The organism is Microbacterium sp. zg.Y1084, from assembly GCF_024623595.1.
GTDB lineage: Bacteria > Actinomycetota > Actinomycetes > Actinomycetales > Microbacteriaceae > Microbacterium > Microbacterium wangruii.
Window position 1 is genome coordinate 110,232 of record NZ_JANJGV010000009.1, and the last position, 17,151, is coordinate 127,382.

At 71.7% G+C, this 17,151-nt stretch carries 16 protein-coding genes; 6 read left to right on the top strand and 10 right to left on the bottom strand.

The genetic code is table 11. The annotated features are described in order from the left end of the window. Genes NQ165_RS10925 through NQ165_RS10940 form a run of 4 tightly spaced genes read right to left on the bottom strand, consistent with a single transcriptional unit; the run spans position 1 to position 3,298 of the window. Positions 1–753 carry an NUDIX domain-containing protein gene (locus tag NQ165_RS10925; protein ID WP_257533451.1) on the bottom strand — a complete coding sequence of 251 codons (753 nt, stop codon included), beginning with the start codon at positions 751–753 and terminating at the stop codon, positions 1–3. Between the two features lies 1 nt (position 754). Continuing rightward, positions 755–1,120: a thiamine-binding protein gene (locus NQ165_RS10930; RefSeq protein WP_257526604.1), complete on the bottom strand. Its 366-nt coding sequence runs from the start codon at positions 1,118–1,120 to the stop codon at positions 755–757. 16 nt (positions 1,121–1,136) lie between these two features. Then, positions 1,137–2,390, bottom strand: coding sequence for a glycosyltransferase 87 family protein (locus NQ165_RS10935; RefSeq protein WP_257533453.1), 1,254 nt, complete (start codon positions 2,388–2,390; stop codon positions 1,137–1,139). Positions 2,391–2,449: 59 nt separating this feature from the next. Further along, a complete protein-coding gene (locus NQ165_RS10940; protein WP_257526602.1) occupies positions 2,450–3,298 on the bottom strand; it encodes an ADP/ATP-dependent (S)-NAD(P)H-hydrate dehydratase in 849 nt (282 codons plus the stop codon). 30 nt (positions 3,299–3,328) lie between these two features. Here NQ165_RS10940 and NQ165_RS10945 point away from each other — a divergent pair, with 30 nt between their 5' ends. Continuing rightward, positions 3,329–4,423, top strand: coding sequence for an NADH:flavin oxidoreductase/NADH oxidase (locus NQ165_RS10945; protein WP_374679351.1), 1,095 nt, complete (start codon positions 3,329–3,331; stop codon positions 4,421–4,423). A gap of 54 nt (positions 4,424–4,477) precedes the next feature. On the opposite strand, the gene NQ165_RS10950 is transcribed toward NQ165_RS10945, so the two are convergent. The 3 genes from NQ165_RS10950 to NQ165_RS10960 all read right to left on the bottom strand — a co-directional run bounded on the left by NQ165_RS10950 (position 4,478) and on the right by NQ165_RS10960 (position 8,476). Then, positions 4,478–5,533: a hemolysin family protein gene (locus tag NQ165_RS10950; RefSeq protein ID WP_257526601.1), complete on the bottom strand. Its 1,056-nt coding sequence runs from the start codon at positions 5,531–5,533 to the stop codon at positions 4,478–4,480. Continuing rightward, on the bottom strand, positions 5,526–6,839 hold the full coding sequence (locus NQ165_RS10955; protein ID WP_257533562.1) for a hemolysin family protein: 1,314 nt from the start codon (positions 6,837–6,839) through the stop codon (positions 5,526–5,528). The genes NQ165_RS10950 and NQ165_RS10955 overlap by 8 nt, the downstream gene beginning before the upstream one ends. Positions 6,840–7,006: 167 nt before the next feature. Beyond that, positions 7,007–8,476, bottom strand: coding sequence for a GuaB1 family IMP dehydrogenase-related protein (locus NQ165_RS10960; protein ID WP_257526600.1), 1,470 nt, complete (start codon positions 8,474–8,476; stop codon positions 7,007–7,009). Positions 8,477–8,650: 174 nt separating this feature from the next. On the opposite strand from NQ165_RS10960, the gene NQ165_RS10965 reads away from it, so the two are divergent. Then, entirely contained in the window at positions 8,651–12,340 is a 3,690-nt protein-coding gene (locus NQ165_RS10965; protein ID WP_257526599.1) for a multifunctional oxoglutarate decarboxylase/oxoglutarate dehydrogenase thiamine pyrophosphate-binding subunit/dihydrolipoyllysine-residue succinyltransferase subunit, read from the top strand. 18 nt (positions 12,341–12,358) lie between these two features. Here the strand turns inward: NQ165_RS10965 and NQ165_RS10970 are convergent, their stop codons facing one another. Next, positions 12,359–12,601: a zf-HC2 domain-containing protein gene (locus NQ165_RS10970; protein WP_257526598.1), complete on the bottom strand. Its 243-nt coding sequence runs from the start codon at positions 12,599–12,601 to the stop codon at positions 12,359–12,361. Further along, a complete protein-coding gene (locus NQ165_RS10975; protein ID WP_257526597.1) occupies positions 12,598–13,197 on the bottom strand; it encodes a sigma-70 family RNA polymerase sigma factor in 600 nt (199 codons plus the stop codon). Before NQ165_RS10975 ends, NQ165_RS10970 begins: the two co-directional genes overlap by 4 nt. Before the next feature lie 113 nt (positions 13,198–13,310). Here NQ165_RS10975 and aroA point away from each other — a divergent pair, with 113 nt between their 5' ends. The 3 genes from aroA to bcp are packed head-to-tail and all read left to right on the top strand — an operon-like array spanning position 13,311 to position 16,221. Continuing rightward, on the top strand, positions 13,311–14,660 hold the full coding sequence (gene aroA, locus NQ165_RS10980; RefSeq protein ID WP_257526596.1) for a 3-phosphoshikimate 1-carboxyvinyltransferase: 1,350 nt from the start codon (positions 13,311–13,313) through the stop codon (positions 14,658–14,660). A gap of 22 nt (positions 14,661–14,682) precedes the next feature. Further along, positions 14,683–15,747 (top strand): ribosome small subunit-dependent GTPase A, encoded by a 1,065-nt coding sequence (gene rsgA, locus NQ165_RS10985; protein WP_257526595.1) that lies wholly within the window; start codon positions 14,683–14,685, stop codon positions 15,745–15,747. Between the two features lie 9 nt (positions 15,748–15,756). Beyond that, entirely contained in the window at positions 15,757–16,221 is a 465-nt protein-coding gene (gene bcp, locus NQ165_RS10990; RefSeq protein ID WP_257526594.1) for a thioredoxin-dependent thiol peroxidase, read from the top strand. Between the two features lie 4 nt (positions 16,222–16,225). Here the strand turns inward: bcp and NQ165_RS10995 are convergent, their stop codons facing one another. Beyond that, positions 16,226–16,633 carry a histidine kinase gene (locus NQ165_RS10995; protein WP_257526593.1) on the bottom strand — a complete coding sequence of 136 codons (408 nt, stop codon included), beginning with the start codon at positions 16,631–16,633 and terminating at the stop codon, positions 16,226–16,228. 266 nt (positions 16,634–16,899) lie between these two features. On the opposite strand from NQ165_RS10995, the gene NQ165_RS11000 reads away from it, so the two are divergent. Beyond that, positions 16,900–17,148, top strand: a complete 249-nt coding sequence (locus NQ165_RS11000; protein WP_191718336.1) for a WhiB family transcriptional regulator — start codon at positions 16,900–16,902, stop codon at positions 17,146–17,148. Positions 17,149–17,151: the final 3 nt, after the last annotated feature.

The window sequence follows — 17,151 nt, forward strand, 5'->3', positions numbered from 1 at the left end:
TCAGCCCGGCGTGAGCGTGTAGCGCCAGGGCAGGGCGCCGACTTCGAGCCGGTGGCGGGCGGCTCCGGGTGGGGCGGCCGCGTCGTACTCGCCATCCTCCTGCCACATCAGCAGCGGCCCCTCGGCCCCGCGCCGGGCGACCGTTTCGAACGAGCGTCGACCGACGAGGCGCACCGCGGCGAGCGCCCCGGCGACATCGCCGTGGTCGCGCAGGCCGTGCAGCGTCACCCACGTCGGCGGGTACAGGATCATCTCGTCGCGGCCGTGGGCGGCCAGTGCGTCGGCAGGGCGCATCCAGCGCGCCGCGACAGCCTCATCGGGTGACGGCTGCACCTGACCGCCGGGGTCGGCGGCGACGAAGAACCAGGTGCGGATGCGCAGCGGCAGCCCCGGCGGCGGGTCCCACACCGACAGCGGCACGAGCTGGGCCGGGTCCACCACGAGCGCGCTCTCCTCCCGCGTCTCCCGCGCGGCCGCCCGGCGGGCCGGCGCCTCGTCGTCCCGGTCGTCGTCGCGTCGATCGGCGTCGTCGAGCCGGCCGCCGGGAAAGACCCACGCCCCGGCGAACGAGCCGCGGTCGGGCCTCTCCAGCATCAGCACCTCGACACCGGCCGCGCCGTCGCGCAGCAGCACGACGGTCGCCGCCACAGGGATCGCCGGATCCTCCGCGTCGCCGGGACGGCGCGGCGCCGACTCCCCCGCGGCGTCGGCGAGCGCCCGCAGCGCGCCGCGCCCGCCGTCGACCCCCGCCACGTCAGTCCGAGCGGGCGGCGTCGGACGCGGCGCCCGATGCCTGCGCCGGGTCGTCCTCCGATGCGGCGCGTTCGAGCGCCTGCTCGAGGCGCTGCACCTTGCCGTCGATCTCCCCGGAGTGACCGGGACGGATGTCGGCCTTCAGCACGAGTGAGACGCGCGACCCGAACGGCATCACCGCGTCGGTGGCGCGCTTGACGACGTCGAAGACCTCGTCCCATTCCCCCTCCACCTCGGTGAACATCGACGTCGTGCGGTGCGGCAGGCCCGAGGCGCGGACGACCGCGACGGCGGCGGCCACGGCGTCGTGCACCGAGCCGTCGGCGCGACCGGTGCCGCTGGGGGCGACGGAGAAGGCGATGAGCATGGGAGGACCTCCGGTTTCAGGGCGATGGTGCGAGAACGGATGCCGGGCGGCGGACGCGGGCAGGGACCGGCACGGCCGCGAGCCGCACCACCGCCCACACCAGCAGCGCGATGTAGAGGGCGTTGCGCACGGTCAGCACGCCCACCGGCAGCGCCGCGGCCGAGAGCACCCCGCCGTAGAGCACGGGGTACACCAGCTGCGTCAGCAGTGCGGTGACCAGGCCCAGCGCGGCGGGAGCCCACCACCGGCGGCGGTCGATCACGAGGCCGAGCACCAGCGGTGCGACCAGCCACGTGGCGAACTGCGGCGAGCCGACCTTGTTGAAGACGATGAGGACCGTCACGAGGCTGAGCGCCAGGGGCGGCAGCAGCACGGCGAACCGGGCGCCGCGCCACGCCTTGACCGCGCCGAGCGCGGCCACCGCCAGCACCGCGCCCGCCAGCAGCGGCGTCATGACGGCGATGACGAGATCGACCTGCGCGCCGGTGACCTGGAAGGTGAGCAGCTCGCGGTCGTAGTAGATCTGGGCACCGGGTGTCCCCCGCACGGCCTGCCACAGGTACACCGCGCTCACCGGCGCCTCCAGCTGCAGGCCGCGGCCGGTCTGACCGGCGACGAAGCCGAACACGTGGGCACCGCCGCCCGCCGCCACGACGCCGGCGACGACCAGCAGGGACACCGCGGCGGCGCCGCCGATCACCCGTCCCCGGCGGCGGCCGGCCACCAGCGCCGCCGCCAGCAGCGCCGCCGGCCACACCTTCATCCACGTCGCGATGGCCAGCAGCGCGGATGCCACGAGGGGCCGGCCCGCCAGCCACAGGCATCCGGCGATGGCCAGGGCGACGGTGAGACCGTCGAGCCGGTACATTCCCACGGGCCCGAGCGCGAGGATCGCGGCGAGCCAGAACGCCGCAGCAGCGGTGCGGCCGCGGGAGCGCCCGCGCCCCACGAGCAGCGCGAAAGCGAGCGCGTCGACGGCCGTCACCACCAGCGCCCAGCCGATCGTGTAGCCGCCGATCCACGACAGCGGCCAGGCCGCGATCATCGGCAGCAGCGCCAGCGGCGGGTACACCCACGAGAGGGTGACGCCCATGACCTCGGTGCCGGCGGGACAGAACCCGTCGAGCCCGCCGCGCAGCGCGCACCAGGCCCACGGCTCGTAGACGAGGTAGACGTCGCCCATGGGCTGATTCGGCAGCGCGAAGCCCAGCCCCGCTACCGCGGCATGCACCACGACGAACGCCAGCCACAGCACCGCTCGCCTCGACACGTCCCCCATCCTACGAACGTCTCCCCCGCCCGTCGGCAGCGGGTTCGGCCGCCGGGCGGTCAGAAGCGCCCCGACAGCACGCCGCCGACGATCCGCGGCAACGCCGCCGCGGCATCCATCGCGGTGATCGGCCCGTCCCCGACATCGGCGGCAGCCCGCGCTCCGGCGCGGCCGTGCAGCCACGCCCCCGACGCGGCGCAGCCCACCAGCGTCTCGCGATCCACGTCGCCCGCGGCAGCGGCGGATGCCACCAGCGCCGCGATCACGCCCGCCAGCACGTCCCCGGTGCCGGCGGTGGCCAGCCACGGCGTGCCGGCGCGCACCCGCACCGCCGTGCGGTCGGGGGCGGCCACGAGCGTCTCCGCCCCCTTCAGCAGCACCACGGCCCCCAGCGCCACGGCCGTCTCGGTCGCCGCCGCGGCACGATCGCCACCCTGCGGGTCGACGGCCGCGAGACCGAGGAGGGACCGCAGCGCGTCGTGCTCGCGGTCGTGCGGCGTGACGATGATCGGCGCCGTCGCCGCCGGCGCCAGATCCAGCGCCCCGGCGTCGACCACGACGGGCTCCTCACCGGCGAGCAGGTGCCGCAGCGCCGCGGTCTCCGCCTCGTCCCGACCGGCCGCGTCGGTTCCGGAGCCGATGAGCCATGCCTGCACCCTGCCGGGGGCGGTGACCGTCTCGGGCCGCCGCGCGAGCACGGATGCCGCGGCCCCGGCCGGTCCGAGGTAGCGCACCATGCCCACGCCGGTCCGCCACGCCGCCTCGACGCCGAGCACGGCGGCGCCCGGGTACCGGTCGGATCCGGTGCGCACCCCGACGACGCCGCGGGAATACTTGTGGTCGGCGTCCGTTGGCCTCCGGAGGGAGCTCACCACGTCCCCGCCCGTCCACACGCCCGTCGTCGTCATGGGCGTCACCCTACCCGTGCCGGAGACACCGTGACCCTGCTGCTGGACCCCCTGACCCTCGGTGCCGACACCGACACCGACACCGACACCGCCACCGTCGTCGCCCGCAACCGGCTGTGGGTCGCCCCCATGTGCCAGTACTCGGCCGAGGACGGGATGCCGGGTGAGTGGCATCACGTGCACCTGGCGCAGTTCGCGTCGGGCGGGGCGGGCATGGTCACGGCCGAGGCGACCGCGGTGACGCCCGACGGGCGGATCTCGCCCGACGACGTGGGGCTGTGGAACGACGCCCAGCGCGACGCCTGGGCGCCCATCGCCGCAGCCATCCGCCGCCGCGGGGCGGTCCCCGCGATCCAGCTCGCGCACGCCGGCCGCAAGGCGTCGACGTGGTCGCCCCTGACCGGCCGCCGCGGCGCGGTGCCGCACGCCGAGGGCGGCTGGCCCACCGTCGCACCCTCGGCCGTCGCATTCGACGGGTTCGCCGAGCCCCGCGCCCTCGACGCCGCGGGCATCGAGGAGGTCGTGGCCGCCTTCGCCGCCGCCGCACGACGGGCTGTGGCCGCCGGCTTCGACGTGCTGCAGGTGCACGCGGCCCACGGCTACCTGCTGCACCAGTTCCTCTCCCCGCTGTCCAACCGCCGCGACGACGACTACGGCGGGTCCCTGCAGAACCGGGCGCGGCTGCTGCTGCAGGTCTGCGATGCGGTGCGCGATGCGGCGCCGCATGCCGTGATCGCGGTGCGCTTCTCCGCGACCGACTGGGCCGAGGGCGGCTGGGACGTCGCCGACACGGTGACGGTCGCCGGCTGGGTCGCCGCGCGCGGCGTCACCCTCATCGACGTCTCCAGCGGCGGACTCGTCGCCCACCAGCGGATCACCACCGGGCCCGGCTACCAGGTCGCCTTCGCCCGCGCCGTGCGAGCCGGTGTCGACGTGCCCGTCAGTGCGGTCGGCGAGATCACCGACGCCGCGCAGGCCCAGTCGATCCTCGCCGCGGGCGACGCCGACGCCATCATGGCCGGACGGGAATGGCTGCGGGATCCCCACTTCGCGCTGCGCGCCGCCGGCGAGCTGGGCGCCGACATGGAGTGGCCCGCTCAGTACGTGCGAGCGCGCCGCCGCTGACACCCGACGCCGCGCACCGAGGGGGATGCCGGCCGACCCGGCATCCCCCTCGGGTCAGCGCAGCCGCCGAGTGGCGTCCTGCACCTCGCCGACGAGTTCTTCGAGGATGTCCTCGAGGAACAGCACGGCGGTGGTGCGGCCTGTCGCATCGCGCACCTGAGCGAGGTGGCGGCTGGAGCGGCGCATCACCGCGAGCGCGTCTTCGAGGTCGGTCGTCTCGGACACCGGCACCATGTGGTGGATGCGCTTGGGCTTGACAGGCTCGGCCGTCACGACCGCGGCATCCGCCCCCTCGGCCTCGCGCAGCACGTCCTTCAGGTGCACGTAGCCCACCGGGGCGCCCTCGTCGTCGACGATCACGTAGCGGGAGAAGCCGTGCCTGGCCACTGCGCGCTCGATCTCATCCGGGGTGGTCGACTGCGGCAGGGTCACCAGCGCGGACAGCGGAACGGCGACGTCGCCCGCCTTCTTGTCGGTGAACTCCACCGCCGCCGCAACCGCGCCGGTGACGTCGTCGAGCACGCCCTCGATGCGGGACTGGTTGACGATCGTGGCGACCTCTTCGAGCGTGAAGGTCGAGGCCGCCTCGTTCCTCGGCTCCACCCGGAACAGCCGCACCGCATGGTTGGCGATCCAGTTGAGGGACACGATGATCGGGTGGAAGAGCTTGGACACCCACACCAGCGGGGTGGCCAGCAGCAGCACCGCACGATCGGGCAGCGAGAACGCGAGGTTCTTCGGCACCATCTCGCCGAACACGACGTGCAGGTACGACACCACCAGCAACGCGACCACGAAGGCGGTCACGTCGACCGCGGCCTCGCCCAGTCCGGTGAGCCCGAGCGGCACCGCCAGCAGGTGGTGGATCGCCGGCTCCGACACGTTCAGGATCAGCAGCGAGCAGATCGTGATCCCCAGCTGCGCCGTGGCGAGCATGAGCGTGGCGTGCTCCATCGCCCACAGCGCGGTCTTGGCCGCCCGGGACCCCTTCTCGGCGAGCGGCTCGATCTGGGAGCGGCGTGCGGAGATGACGGCGAACTCGGCGCCGACGAAGAACGCGTTGAACGCCAGCAGCACGACCAGCCAGGCGAGGCCTGCCCAATCACTCATCGTCTGCCCCTTCCGCTGCGGCATCCGGGGTCGGGCGCGGTGTGAACCTCACTCTGTCGACACGGCGGCCGTCCATGCGCTGCACGGTCAGCGTGCCGTCTTCCAGCTCCACTTCGTCGCCCACCTTCGGGATGCGCTCCAGCACGCTCATGATGTACCCGCCCACGGTGTCGTAGACATCGCCTTCGGGCACCCGGATGCCGGTGCGGTCGCGCACCTCGTCGGGGCGCAGATCGCCGGGGAAGGTCACGAGGTCGGCGGTGCGCACGATGCCGGCGCGACTGCGGTCGTGCTCGTCGAGCACCTCGCCGACGATCTCCTCGACGAGGTCCTCCAGGGTCACCACACCCGCCGTGCCGCCGTACTCGTCGACGACGACGGCCATCTGGTAGCCGCGGGCGCGCAGTTCCGTGATGAGCGCGTCCAGGTGCACCGCCTCGGGCACGCGCAGGGGCTCGGAGGCGATCGCGGCGGCGGGCACCTCGGCGCGCCGCTCCCGCGGCACGCTGACGGCGGCCTTCAGATGCACGACGCCGGTGATGTCGTCCATCGACTCGTCGTAGACGGGGAAGCGACTGTGCCCGGTGCGGCGGGCCAGCTGGATCACATCCTCGACGGAGTCCGACGCCGCCACGGCGTGCACGCTCGGGCGCGGCGTCATCACATCGGCTGCGGTCAGGCGGGTGAAGGTCAGGGTGCGCTGCAGCAGCGAGGCGGTGTCCTGCTCGAGAACGCCGGCGCTGGCGGAGCGACGCACGAGGCTCGACAGCTCCTCGGCGGTGCGAGCGCCCGACAGCTCCTCCTTCGGCTCGACTCCCATCGCGCGCAGCACGCCGTTGGCGCTGCCGTTGAGCAGGCTGATGGCGGGCTTGAACACGGTGGTGAAGCCCACCTGGAACGGGATGACGAGCTTGGCGGTCTGGCGCGGCACCGCCAGGGCGAAGTTCTTCGGCACCAGCTCACCGAGGATCATCGAGAAGATCGTCGCGATCGACACGCCCACGACCGCCGCGATCGGCCGGGACACCGCCTCGGACCAGCCCCACGCCTCGAAGACGGGTGCCAGCAGGTTCGAGATGGCCGGCTCCATCGTGTAGCCGGTCAGCAGGGTCGTCAGCGTGATCCCCAGCTGTGCGCTGGACAGGTGGGTCGAGGTGACCCGCAGCGCCGAGATGGTCATCGCCAGGCGGGACTCCCCCGCAGCCTGACGGGCTTCGAGGTCGGCGCGGTCGAGGTTCACCAGGGCGAACTCACTGGCGACGAACAGACCGGTGCCCACGGTCAGGAGCAGCCCGACGCCGAGCATCACGTAGTCGAGCACACGTCACCCCCGGTCGGAGGCGAGGAGAGTCGGTGGAGCGGGCGTCTGGTACTGGGAGGGTCGTCCATCGTAGAGGGATTCTACGACACGCTCCTCTCCTCTCCCCGGGCGTTTCCCCGCAGCATCCGCCGGCCGCGCCAGGGTCAGCGGCATCACCAGCTGACGGGCAGCGCCTTGCCTTCCTCATAGCCGGCGGCCGACTGCAGGCCGACCATCGCACGCTCGTGGAACTGCGTCACCGTGGCCGCGCCGGCGTAGGTGAACGACGACCGCACTCCTGCGGTGATCATGTCGATGAGGTCCTCGATGCCCGGGCGCAGCGGATCGAGGTAGATCCGCGACGACGAGATGCCCTCGGCGAACAGTTCCTTGCGGGCGAGCTCATACGGGTCCAGCCGACCGAAGCGCCCGTGCACCGCCTTCGTGGATGCCATCCCCCACGATTCCTTGTACGCGCGTCCGGACTCGTCCTCCCGCAGCTCCCCCGGCGCCTCGATCGTGCCGGCGAACCACGACCCGATCATCACCGACGAGGCGCCCGCCGCCAGGGCGAGGGCCACATCCCGGGGATACCGCACGCCGCCGTCGGCCCAGACGTGGGCGCCCTGTTCCGCGGCGGCCTGCGCCGTCTCGTGCACGGCGGAGAACTGCGGCCGGCCGACCGCGGTCATCATGCGGGTCGTGCACATCGCGCCCGGGCCCACCCCGACCTTCACGATCGACGCGCCCGCCGCGACCAGATCGGCCACGCCTTCCCCGGTCACGACGTTGCCTGCCGCGATGGGGAGGCCGAGGTCCAGAGCCGACACCGCGCGCAGCGCCCGCAGCATGCCGTCCTGGTGCCCGTGCGCCGTGTCGATGACGAGCACGTCGACGCCCGCTGCCGCGAGGGCACGGGCCTTGGCCGCCACGTCGCCGTTGATGCCGATGGCCGCGGCGACGATGAGCCGACCGTCACGGTCCACGGCGGGCCGGTACACCGCCGAGCGCAGCGCGCTGCGTCGCGACAGGGTCCCCACGAGCATCCCGTGGTGCAGAACGCACACGACGTCGGTGTCGGCCGCCACGATGAGGTCGAAAGCCTGCCGCGGGGTCTCCACATCGTCGGCGTCGATCGCTGCCGCCCGACCGCGCACCAGGTCACCCAGCTGCGCGTCGGCCAGGGCGGTCCCGAGCCGCGTGGCCGGCACCACGCCGATGACGTCGTCCATGAGGAGGCCGCCTCCGGCCGCCGACCCCGTTGCGGGCGCGACGACGATGCCGTGGCCCTCGGTCGCGGGCAGCAGCCGCCGCGCGTCGGTGACGGTGGCCTCGGGGGGCAGCACGAGCGGGGTGTCCCACCGCACCGGCTGGTCCTTGACCCACCGGATGGCGGCATCCAGCTCCTGGAGCGCCATGTCCTGGGGGAGCACGCCGAGCCCGCCGCGTCGCGCGAGGGTCGCGGCCAGTCGCGCCCCGGTGACGGAGTTCATGTTCGACGACACCAGCGGGATGGTCGCCGGGGTGCCGTCGCCGGGCGCGAGGTCGACCTCCAGACGGCTCTGCACCGACGAATGGCGGGGCACGAGGAACACGTCCGAATAGGTCAGATCCACGGAGGGGCGCTCACCGGAGAATCGCATGGTGCCACGCTAGCCGCGCACGTGCTCCGGCGGGCCAGTATCCGAATCACCCGAAAGGTCAGCACGGGCCTGAGATGGCCCGGCAAAAGGCGTTAGTCTTGACTGTTGTGTGCGCGCAGGCGACGACGAGGCCGCGCGAATCGGAACTTCACCGAAGAAAGCAGGCGATCCAGCGTGTCCAGCCAGGTGACCGGCGTCGGAACCTCGAGCGAAGGCGAGTTCGGGGCAAACGCCTGGCTCGTCGATGAACTCTACGAGCAGTACAAGGCGGACAAGAACTCCGTGGACAAGGCCTGGTGGCCGGTGCTCGAGGCCTATCAGCCCGGGGAGGCCGCGGGCGCAGCGTCCGCCGGGGCCGGCGCACCCGCGCCCAAGGCCGAGCCTCACCCGGTGACCGCTCCGATCCCGGTGATCGGCACGCAGCCGGTGGCGCGCACCACCGCGCGTCCCGCCGCGCCCCAGCCGATCCCCGCCCAGGCGCAGGACCGCAAGCCGCGCGAGGCGGAGCAGGCGGGCGAGGACGTCGTCACTCCGCTGCGCGGCATGACCAAGACCCTCGCGGCGAACATGGACGAATCGCTGACCGTCCCCACCGCGACGAGCGTGCGCACGGTGCCGGCCAAGCTCATGATCGACAACCGCATCGTGATCAACAACCACATGGCGCGCACCCGCGGCGGCAAGGTGAGCTTCACCCACGTCATCGGGTGGGCGATCGTGCAGGCGCTGAAGATCTTCCCCAGCCAGAACGTCGCCTACGCCGAGGTCGACGGCAAGCCGTCGGTCGTGGCCCCCGCCCACATCAACCTGGGCATCGCGATCGACCTGCCCAAGCCCGACGGCTCGCGGTCGCTGCTGGTGCCGAGCATCAAGCGCGCCGAGACCCTGACGTTCGGCGAGTACCTCTCGGCATACGAGGACCTCGTCACCCGTGCCCGCGCCAACAAGCTCACCGCAGCGGACTTCCAGGGCACGACCATCTCGCTGACCAACCCCGGCGGCATCGGCACCGTGCACTCCGTGCCGCGGCTGATGAAGGGCCAGGGCTGCATCGTCGGCGCCGGCGCGCTGGAATACCCGGCGGAGTTCCAGGGGTCGAGCGAGAAGACGCTGGTCAACCTCGGCATCGGCAAGACGATCACCCTCACCAGCACCTACGACCACCGTGTCATCCAGGGCGCCGGCTCGGGGCAGTTCCTCAAGATCGTGCACGAGATGCTCACGGGCGGGCACGACTTCTACAGCGACATGTTCGCGGCGTTGCGCATTCCCTACGCGCCCATCCACTGGGCCAACGACATCAACGTCGACCTCGCCGAGCGCGTGGACAAGACCGCGCGCGTGCAGGAGCTCATCAACTCCTTCCGCGTGCGCGGCCACCTCATGGCCGACATCGACCCGCTGCAGTACATGCAGCGCACGCACCCCGACCTCGAGATCGAGAGCCACGGCCTCACGTTCTGGGACCTCGACCGCGAGTTCGTCACCAACGGCTTCGCCGGCAAGCGCACCATGAAGCTGCGCGACATCCTCGGGGTTCTGCGCGATTCCTACTGCCGCACCCTCGGCATCGAGTACATGCACATCCAGGACCCCGCGCAGCGCACGTGGTTCCAGGACAACGTCGAGTCGAAGTACGAGAAGCCCACCCACGACGAGCAGCTGCGGGTGCTGAGCAAGCTCAACGAGGCCGAGGCCTTCGAGACCTTCCTGCAGACCAAATACGTCGGCCAGAAGCGCTTCAGCCTCGAAGGCGGCGAGTCGCTCATCCCGCTGCTGGACCAGGTGCTGCGCGGCGCGGCCGACGCCGGCCTCGACGGCGCGGCCATCGGCATGGCGCACCGCGGCCGGCTCAACGTGCTCACCAACGTCGCAGGCAAGACCTACGGCCAGGTGTTCCGGGAGTTCGAGGGCTCCGTCGCGATCGGCTCGAAGAGCGGATCCGGCGATGTGAAGTACCACCTCGGCACCGAGGGGACGTTCATCGCCGACAACGGCAAGGAGCTGCCGGTGGTGCTGGCGGCCAACCCGTCGCACCTCGAGACCGTGGACGGCGTGCTCGAAGGCATCGTCCGGGCCAAGCAGGACCGCAAGCCCATCGGCACCTTCTCGTGGCTGCCGATCCTCGTGCACGGCGACGCGGCGTTCGCCGGTCAGGGCGTCGTGGTCGAGACGCTGCAGATGTCGCAGCTGCGCGGCTACCGCACGGGCGGCACGGTGCACGTGGTCGTCAACAACCAGGTCGGCTTCACGACCCTGCCTCAGGATGCCCGCACGTCGGTGTACGCCACCGATGTCGCCAAGACCATCCAGGCGCCCATCTTCCACGTGAACGGGGACGACCCCGAGGCGGTCGTCCGCGTGGCGGAGCTCGCCTTCCGCTACCGCGAGGAGTTCCACCGCGACGTCGTCATCGACCTCGTCTGCTATCGCCGTCGCGGTCACAACGAGGGCGACGACCCCTCGATGACGCAGCCGCTGATGACCAACCTCATCGAGGCGAAGCGGTCCGTCCGGCGCCTCTACACCGAGGCGCTCGTCGGCCGCGGCGACATCACCGAGGAGGAGTACGAGCAGGCCAAGCGCGACTTCCAGGAGCGCCTCGAGATCGCGTTCGCCGAGACGCACGCCGCCGAGACCGGCTCCTCCCCCGTCATCGATGCGGCGACAGCCGCGTCCGCGGTCGAGCCCGCGTCGGGTGAGCCGGAGAGCACGGGCGTCTCGCGCGAGGTGGTGCACCTCATCGGAGACGCGTTCGTGAACAAGCCCGACGGCTTCACGGTGCACAACAAGCTGCAGCAGCTGCTGGACAAGCGCAACGACATGAGCCGGAACGGCTCGATCGACTGGGCCTTCGGCGAGCTGCTGGCCTTCGGCTCGCTGCTGCTGGAGGGCACCAACGTGCGCCTGGCCGGCCAGGACGCCCGCCGCGGCACGTTCGTGCAGCGTCACTCGGTGCTCCACGACCGCGCCAACGGCCAGGAGTGGCTGCCGCTGACGAACCTGTCCGAGAACCAGGGCCGGTTCTGGGCGTACGACTCGCTGCTGAGCGAGTACGCGGCCATGGCCTTCGAGTACGGCTACTCCGTGGAGCGTCCCGACGCACTGGTGCTCTGGGAGGCGCAGTTCGGCGACTTCGCCGACGGCGCCCAGACCGTCATCGACACCTATCTGTCGTCGGCCGACCAGAAGTGGGGCCAGCAGTCCAGCGTCGTGCTGCTGCTGCCGCACGGCTACGAGGGTCAGGGACCCGACCACTCCTCGGCACGCATCGAGCGCTACCTGCAGCTGTGCGCCCAGGACAACATGACGGTCGCGCGTCCCTCGACGCCGGCGTCGTACTTCCACCTGCTGCGGCGCCAGGCGTACGCCCGGCCGCGCCGCCCGCTGGTGGTCTTCACCCCCAAGGCCATGCTGCGCCTGCGCGGAGCGACCAGCGCGGTGGACGACTTCCTCACCGGCAAGTTCGAGCCCGTGCTCGACGACGACCGCGGGCTGGAGCGGTCGGCTGTCAAGCGCGTGCTGCTGCACTCGGGCAAGATCCACTGGGACCTCCGGGCCGAGCTGGAGAAGAAGCCCAACCCCGAGATCGCACTGGTGCGCCTGGAGCAGTTCGCCCCCGCGCCGATCGATCAGCTCAACGCCGTCATCGAGAGCTACCCCGACGCCGAGCTGGTGTGGGTGCAGGACGAGCCCGAGAACCAGGGCGCCTGGCCGTTCATCGCGCTCGAGGTCGTCAAGCACCTGCGCGGCCGCACGATCGCCCGCGTCTCCCGCTCGGCTGCGGCGTCCACCGCGACCGGGTCGTCGAAGAAGCATGCGATCGAGCAGGCCGAGATCCTGCGTCAGGCGCTCACCCTCTGAGGTCGGCGCCGTGGACGGTCAGTGCGCGGCCTGCGCCTCGCGCAGGCGCGCCAGCACCTGGTCGCGCAGCTCCTCGGGAGCCGTCTCCTTGCAGGCACGCGCCACGACGTCGGTCAGTGTCTTGGCGACCAGCGCCTCGTCCTGACAGGCCGGACAGTGGTCGAGATGCTCGGTGATATCGGCGTGCGCCGTCTTGCAGACCTCGTTGCGCAGGTACTCCTCGAGGTCCCGGCGAGCCTTCTCGCAGCCGCAGTCGGTCATTTCGCACTCCTCGTCGCGGTCGTGTCGATCCCGCGTTCTCTCGCATAGTCGGCCAGCAGCTCCCGCAAGAGGCGTCTGCCGCGATGCAGGCGACTCATGACGGTGCCGATGGGTGTTTTCATGATGTCCGCGATCTCCTGATACGCGAAGCCTTCGACGTCGGCGAAGTACACCGCGAGGCGGAAGTCCTCGGGAATCGCCTGCAGCGCCTCCTTGACCGCGGATGCGGGCATGCGGTCGATGGCCTCGGCCTCCGCCGAACGGGCGCTGGTGGCCGTGGTGGACTCCGCACCCCCCAGCTGCCAGTCCTCGAGGTCGTCGAGCGTTCCCTGATAGGGCTCCCGCTGCTTCTTGCGGTAGGTGTTGATGTAGGTGTTGGTCAGGATCCGGTACAGCCACGCCTTCAGGTTCGTGCCCTGGGTGAACGACGCCCACGAGGCGAAGGCCTTCACGAACGTCTCCTGCACGAGGTCGGCCGCGTCGGCCGGGTTGCGGGTCATGCGCATCGCGGCTGCGTACAACTGATCCATGAATGGGAGCGCCTGCTCCTCGAACTGGGCGCGTGCGTCCGCTGCGGCATCCACTTGGTCGCTCATCACCGGCCAGTCTACGTCCGCGCTCAGAACGCCCCACGGGGGTTCGTCAAGGGTGACGGACATCTTTCTCCATTTCCTGGCGCAAACGGCGCGTTTCGTTAGGGTAGAACGCGATGAGCGTCGCTGAGTATTCCTCCCCACCTTCTGCCGATGACGGCGGGTGGGCCGCGCCCACCGCTGAGGCCCCCCTGGATGCCGTTGTGAGCGTCCCCGGATCCAAGTCGCTGACCAACCGGGAACTGATCCTGGCGGCCATCGCCGAGGGCCCCGGGAGGCTGATCTCGCCGCTGCACTCCGATGACTCCGCGCGCATGATCGAGGCGCTGCGGACGCTGGGAGTGGAGGTGCAGGAGGTCGCCGGGACCGGCGACTTCGGGCCCGACCTCGTGGTCACGCCGATCAGCCCGCTGACCGGAGATGCGGTCGTGGACTGCGGCCAGGCGGGCACGGTGATGCGCTTCGTCGCGGCGATCGCCGGCTTCGCCTCGGGCGAGGTGACCCTGACGGCCCACGAGACGGCTCTGCACCGCCCCATGGGCGAGATGATCAAGGCCCTGCGCGCCGTCGGCAACGACATCGACGACGAGGGCACCTGGTCGCTCCCGTTCATCGTGCACGGCCATGGCCACGTGCGCGGCGGCGAGGTCGAGATCGACGCCAGCGGTTCCAGCCAGTTCGTCTCCGGCCTGCTGCTGGCGGCGGCACGCTTCGACGTCGGGCTGACCCTGCGTCACGTCGGGCCGCGCCTGCCCAGCATCCCCCACATCGACATGACGGTCGAAGCCCTCGGGCACCGCGGTGTGCACGTGGAGCGGCCCAGCGCGACGGAGTGGATCGTGCCGGCCGGCCCGGTGCGCGCCAAGGACGTGGCGATCGAGCCCGACCTTTCCAACGCCGCGCCGTTCCTGGCCGCGGCGATGCTCGTCGGCGGTCACGTCTCCGTGACCGGCTGGCCGGCGCACTCGACGCAGCCCGGAGCCCTCCTCACCGAGATCCTCCCCGTCATGGGTGCCCGCACGCAGCGGCGGGGTGGCGCCCTGACCGTCACGGCCGGTGCCGGCGGCATCCACGGCGTCGACCTCGACCTGTCCGCGGCCAGTGAGCTCACGCCCACCCTCTGCGCCCTCGCGGCTTTCGCCGACGGACCCACGACCATCACCGGGATCGGCCACATCCGCGGCCACGAGACCGACCGCATCGCCGCGCTGGTGGGCAACCTGCGCGCACTGGGCGGCGAGGCGCACGAGCTGCCCGACGGCATCCGCATCGTCCCCCGCCCCCTCACCGGCGGTGTCTGGCGCGCACACCACGACCACCGCATGGCGACCACCGGTGCGCTCATCGGTCTGCTCGTGCCCGGCGTCGTCGTCGACGACATCGGCACGACCGCCAAGACGCTCCCGCAGTTCCCGGAACTGTGGGCGGCGATGCTCGGCGCCGACGCGGCGGACACCGCGCGGTGACCGCAGGCAGGAGGAGCCCGCGATGAGCTGGCTCGACCCCGACGACGACGACGAGCCCGACTTCGAGGCCGATATCCGCACGCGGCCCAACCCCAAGGCGAACCGCCCGCGTACGAAGCGCCGCCCCGCCCACACCGACGCCCGCATCGCGCGGGTGCTGGGCGTGGACCGGGGGCGCTACACGGTGCTCGTTGACGAGGATGGTCCCGACGAGCACACCGCCTTGGCCGTGCGCGCGCGCGAGTTGCGCAAGACCCCGATCGTCACCGGCGACCTCGCCCGCATCGTCGGCGACACCTCCGGAGCCGACGGCACCCTCTCGCGCATCGTGGGGCTGCAGGAGCGCACGTCGCTGCTGCGCCGCTCGGCCGACGACACCGACCAGGTGGAGCGGGTCGTCGTCGCCAACGCCGATCAGATGCTCGTCGTCGTCGCCGCGGCCGACCCCGAGCCGCGAGAGCGCCTCGTCGACCGCTATCTCATCGCTGCACTGGATGCCGGCATCCGCCCGCTCCTCGTCGTGACCAAGACCGATCTGGCCGACCCGACCGCGTTCCTGTCCCACTTCGAGGGCGTCGAAGGGCTGCAGGTGTTCACCAGCGCCCAGGGCGCCATGCCCGTGGACGAGATCGGCAGGCATCTGGTGGGACACTCCACGGTGTTCGTCGGCCACTCCGGGGTGGGCAAGTCCACGCTCGTCAACGCGTTGGTCCCGGAGGCCCGCCGGGCCACCGGCCACGTGAACGAGGTGACCGGACGCGGCCGCCACACGTCGAGCTCCACGGTGTCGCTGCGCTACCACGGTGCCGACGGCAGCGGCTGGGTCATCGACACGCCCGGGGTGCGCTCGTTCGGCCTCGGCCACGTCGATCCGGCGAACATCATCGCGGCCTACACCGATCTCGCCGCCGCGGCGGCAGAGTGCCCGCGTGGCTGCACCCACCTGCGCGATGCGCCTGACTGCGCCATCGCGGAGGCACTGGCCGAGGGCCGGCTCGGACCCAACGGCGCCGCGCGCGTGGATTCGCTGCAGCGGCTGCTGGAGACCTTCGCCGAGCGGGACAGGAACGCCGCCTCACGTCCTTAGGCTGGAGGGATGAAGCTCCAGCCCGGCTCCCCCGCGCCCGCGTTCACCCTCGACGACCAGGACGGCACCCCCGTCTCGCTCTCGTCACTGCGTGGCCGTCGCGTGATCCTCTACTTCTACCCGGCCGCCATGACCCCCGGCTGCACGACGCAGGCGTGCGACTTCCGCGACAGCTTCCCGGCGCTGCAGGCGGCCGGCTACACCGTGCTCGGCGTCTCGCGTGACGAGCCGGCGAAGCTGCGCACCTTCCGCGAGCGCGACGGGCTCAGCTTCGATCTGCTCAGCGATCCCGACCACGCCGTGCACGAGGCCTACGGCGCGTGGGGCGAGAAGATGAACTACGGCAAGGTCGTCGAGGGCGTCATCCGCTCGACCTTCGTCATCGACGCGGACGGCGTGATCGAGCAGGCTCTCTACAACGTGCGCGCGACCGGACACGTCGCCCGTCTGCGCACGCTGCTGCAGATCGCCTGAGCCCTCAGGCGCCGGGCTGCGCGTCGTCGCGCGGGTGCCGCGCAGCCGCAGCCCGGACGCTCAGGATGAGCAGCACGAGGGTCAGCAGCGCGGGAGCAGCCAGGGCCAGCGCCAGCGCGCCGTCGCCGAATGTCCCGGTGGCCGCGCCGAGGGCCACGGCCAGCAGCAGCAGCTGCAGGACGATCCCGCCCGAGCGGCCCCACGACTCGTCGCGCAGCACCGCGAACGCGAACGCCCCCATCGCGACCGCGCCGAGGCCGGTGACCACCAGCAGGGCGATCGCCGTCGGCACCGAAAGCGTGTCGCCTCCGGCGAGCGCGGCCGCCTCCCACACGACGAGGGCCGCCACGCCCAGCGCCTGCAGAGCCAGCAGCACACCGGCGACGCGTTCGGCAGGGGTCAGAGCAGGCATTGTCGGCATCCTCGAGTCAGCTTCCGGAATCCAGCGGGTCGTTGTGTGAATCGTCAACCCGCTCCGCCACCGCACAGCAAGTTCCTCGGAACACCCCAGGCTTCACTCTTGCCCGGACTCGTCGCACTGTGAAAGCATTGTCAGGTTGTGTGCTCCCACAGCGCCGTGGGGCGAGCAGAGGCTCGCATTTCCCCAGAGTACCGGATACCCGATTCGGCACACTGACACGCACGTGAACATTCCCCCCGAATAAGGAGCATCCTGATATGGATTGGCGCGACAAGTCTGCCTGCCTGACCGTCGACCCCGAACTGTTCTTCCCTGTGGGCAACACCGGCCCCGCCGTGGAGCAGATCGAGAAGGCCAAGGCTGTGTGCGCCCGCTGCACGGTCACCGAGATCTGCCTGCAGTACGCCCTGGAGACCGGTCAGGACTCCGGCGTCTGGGGCGGTCTCTCCGAGGACGAGCGCCGCGCCCTCAAGCGCCGCGCCGCCCGCGCCCGCCGCGCCAGCTGACGC

Bases quoted from the DNA above. Each gene is read 5' to 3' on its own strand.
- NQ165_RS10955 (WP_257533562.1), bottom strand. From the start codon at position 6,839: ATGCTCGGCGTCGGGCTGCTCCTGACCGTGGGCACCGGTCTGTTCGTC.
- NQ165_RS10995 (WP_257526593.1), bottom strand. From the start codon at position 16,633: ATGCCTGCTCTGACCCCTGCCGAACGCGTCGCCGGTGTGCTGCTGGCT.
- NQ165_RS10970 (WP_257526598.1), bottom strand. From the start codon at position 12,601: ATGACCGACTGCGGCTGCGAGAAGGCTCGCCGGGACCTCGAGGAGTAC.
- aroA (WP_257526596.1), top strand. From the start codon at position 13,311: ATGAGCGTCGCTGAGTATTCCTCCCCACCTTCTGCCGATGACGGCGGG.
- NQ165_RS10930 (WP_257526604.1), bottom strand. From the start codon at position 1,120: ATGCTCATCGCCTTCTCCGTCGCCCCCAGCGGCACCGGTCGCGCCGAC.
- NQ165_RS10950 (WP_257526601.1), bottom strand. From the start codon at position 5,533: ATGAGTGATTGGGCAGGCCTCGCCTGGCTGGTCGTGCTGCTGGCGTTC.
- NQ165_RS10940 (WP_257526602.1), bottom strand. From the start codon at position 3,298: ATGACGACGACGGGCGTGTGGACGGGCGGGGACGTGGTGAGCTCCCTC.
- NQ165_RS10975 (WP_257526597.1), bottom strand. From the start codon at position 13,197: ATGAGCGACCAAGTGGATGCCGCAGCGGACGCACGCGCCCAGTTCGAG.
- NQ165_RS11000 (WP_191718336.1), top strand. From the start codon at position 16,900: ATGGATTGGCGCGACAAGTCTGCCTGCCTGACCGTCGACCCCGAACTG.
- bcp (WP_257526594.1), top strand. From the start codon at position 15,757: ATGAAGCTCCAGCCCGGCTCCCCCGCGCCCGCGTTCACCCTCGACGAC.
- rsgA (WP_257526595.1), top strand. From the start codon at position 14,683: ATGAGCTGGCTCGACCCCGACGACGACGACGAGCCCGACTTCGAGGCC.
- NQ165_RS10960 (WP_257526600.1), bottom strand. From the start codon at position 8,476: ATGCGATTCTCCGGTGAGCGCCCCTCCGTGGATCTGACCTATTCGGAC.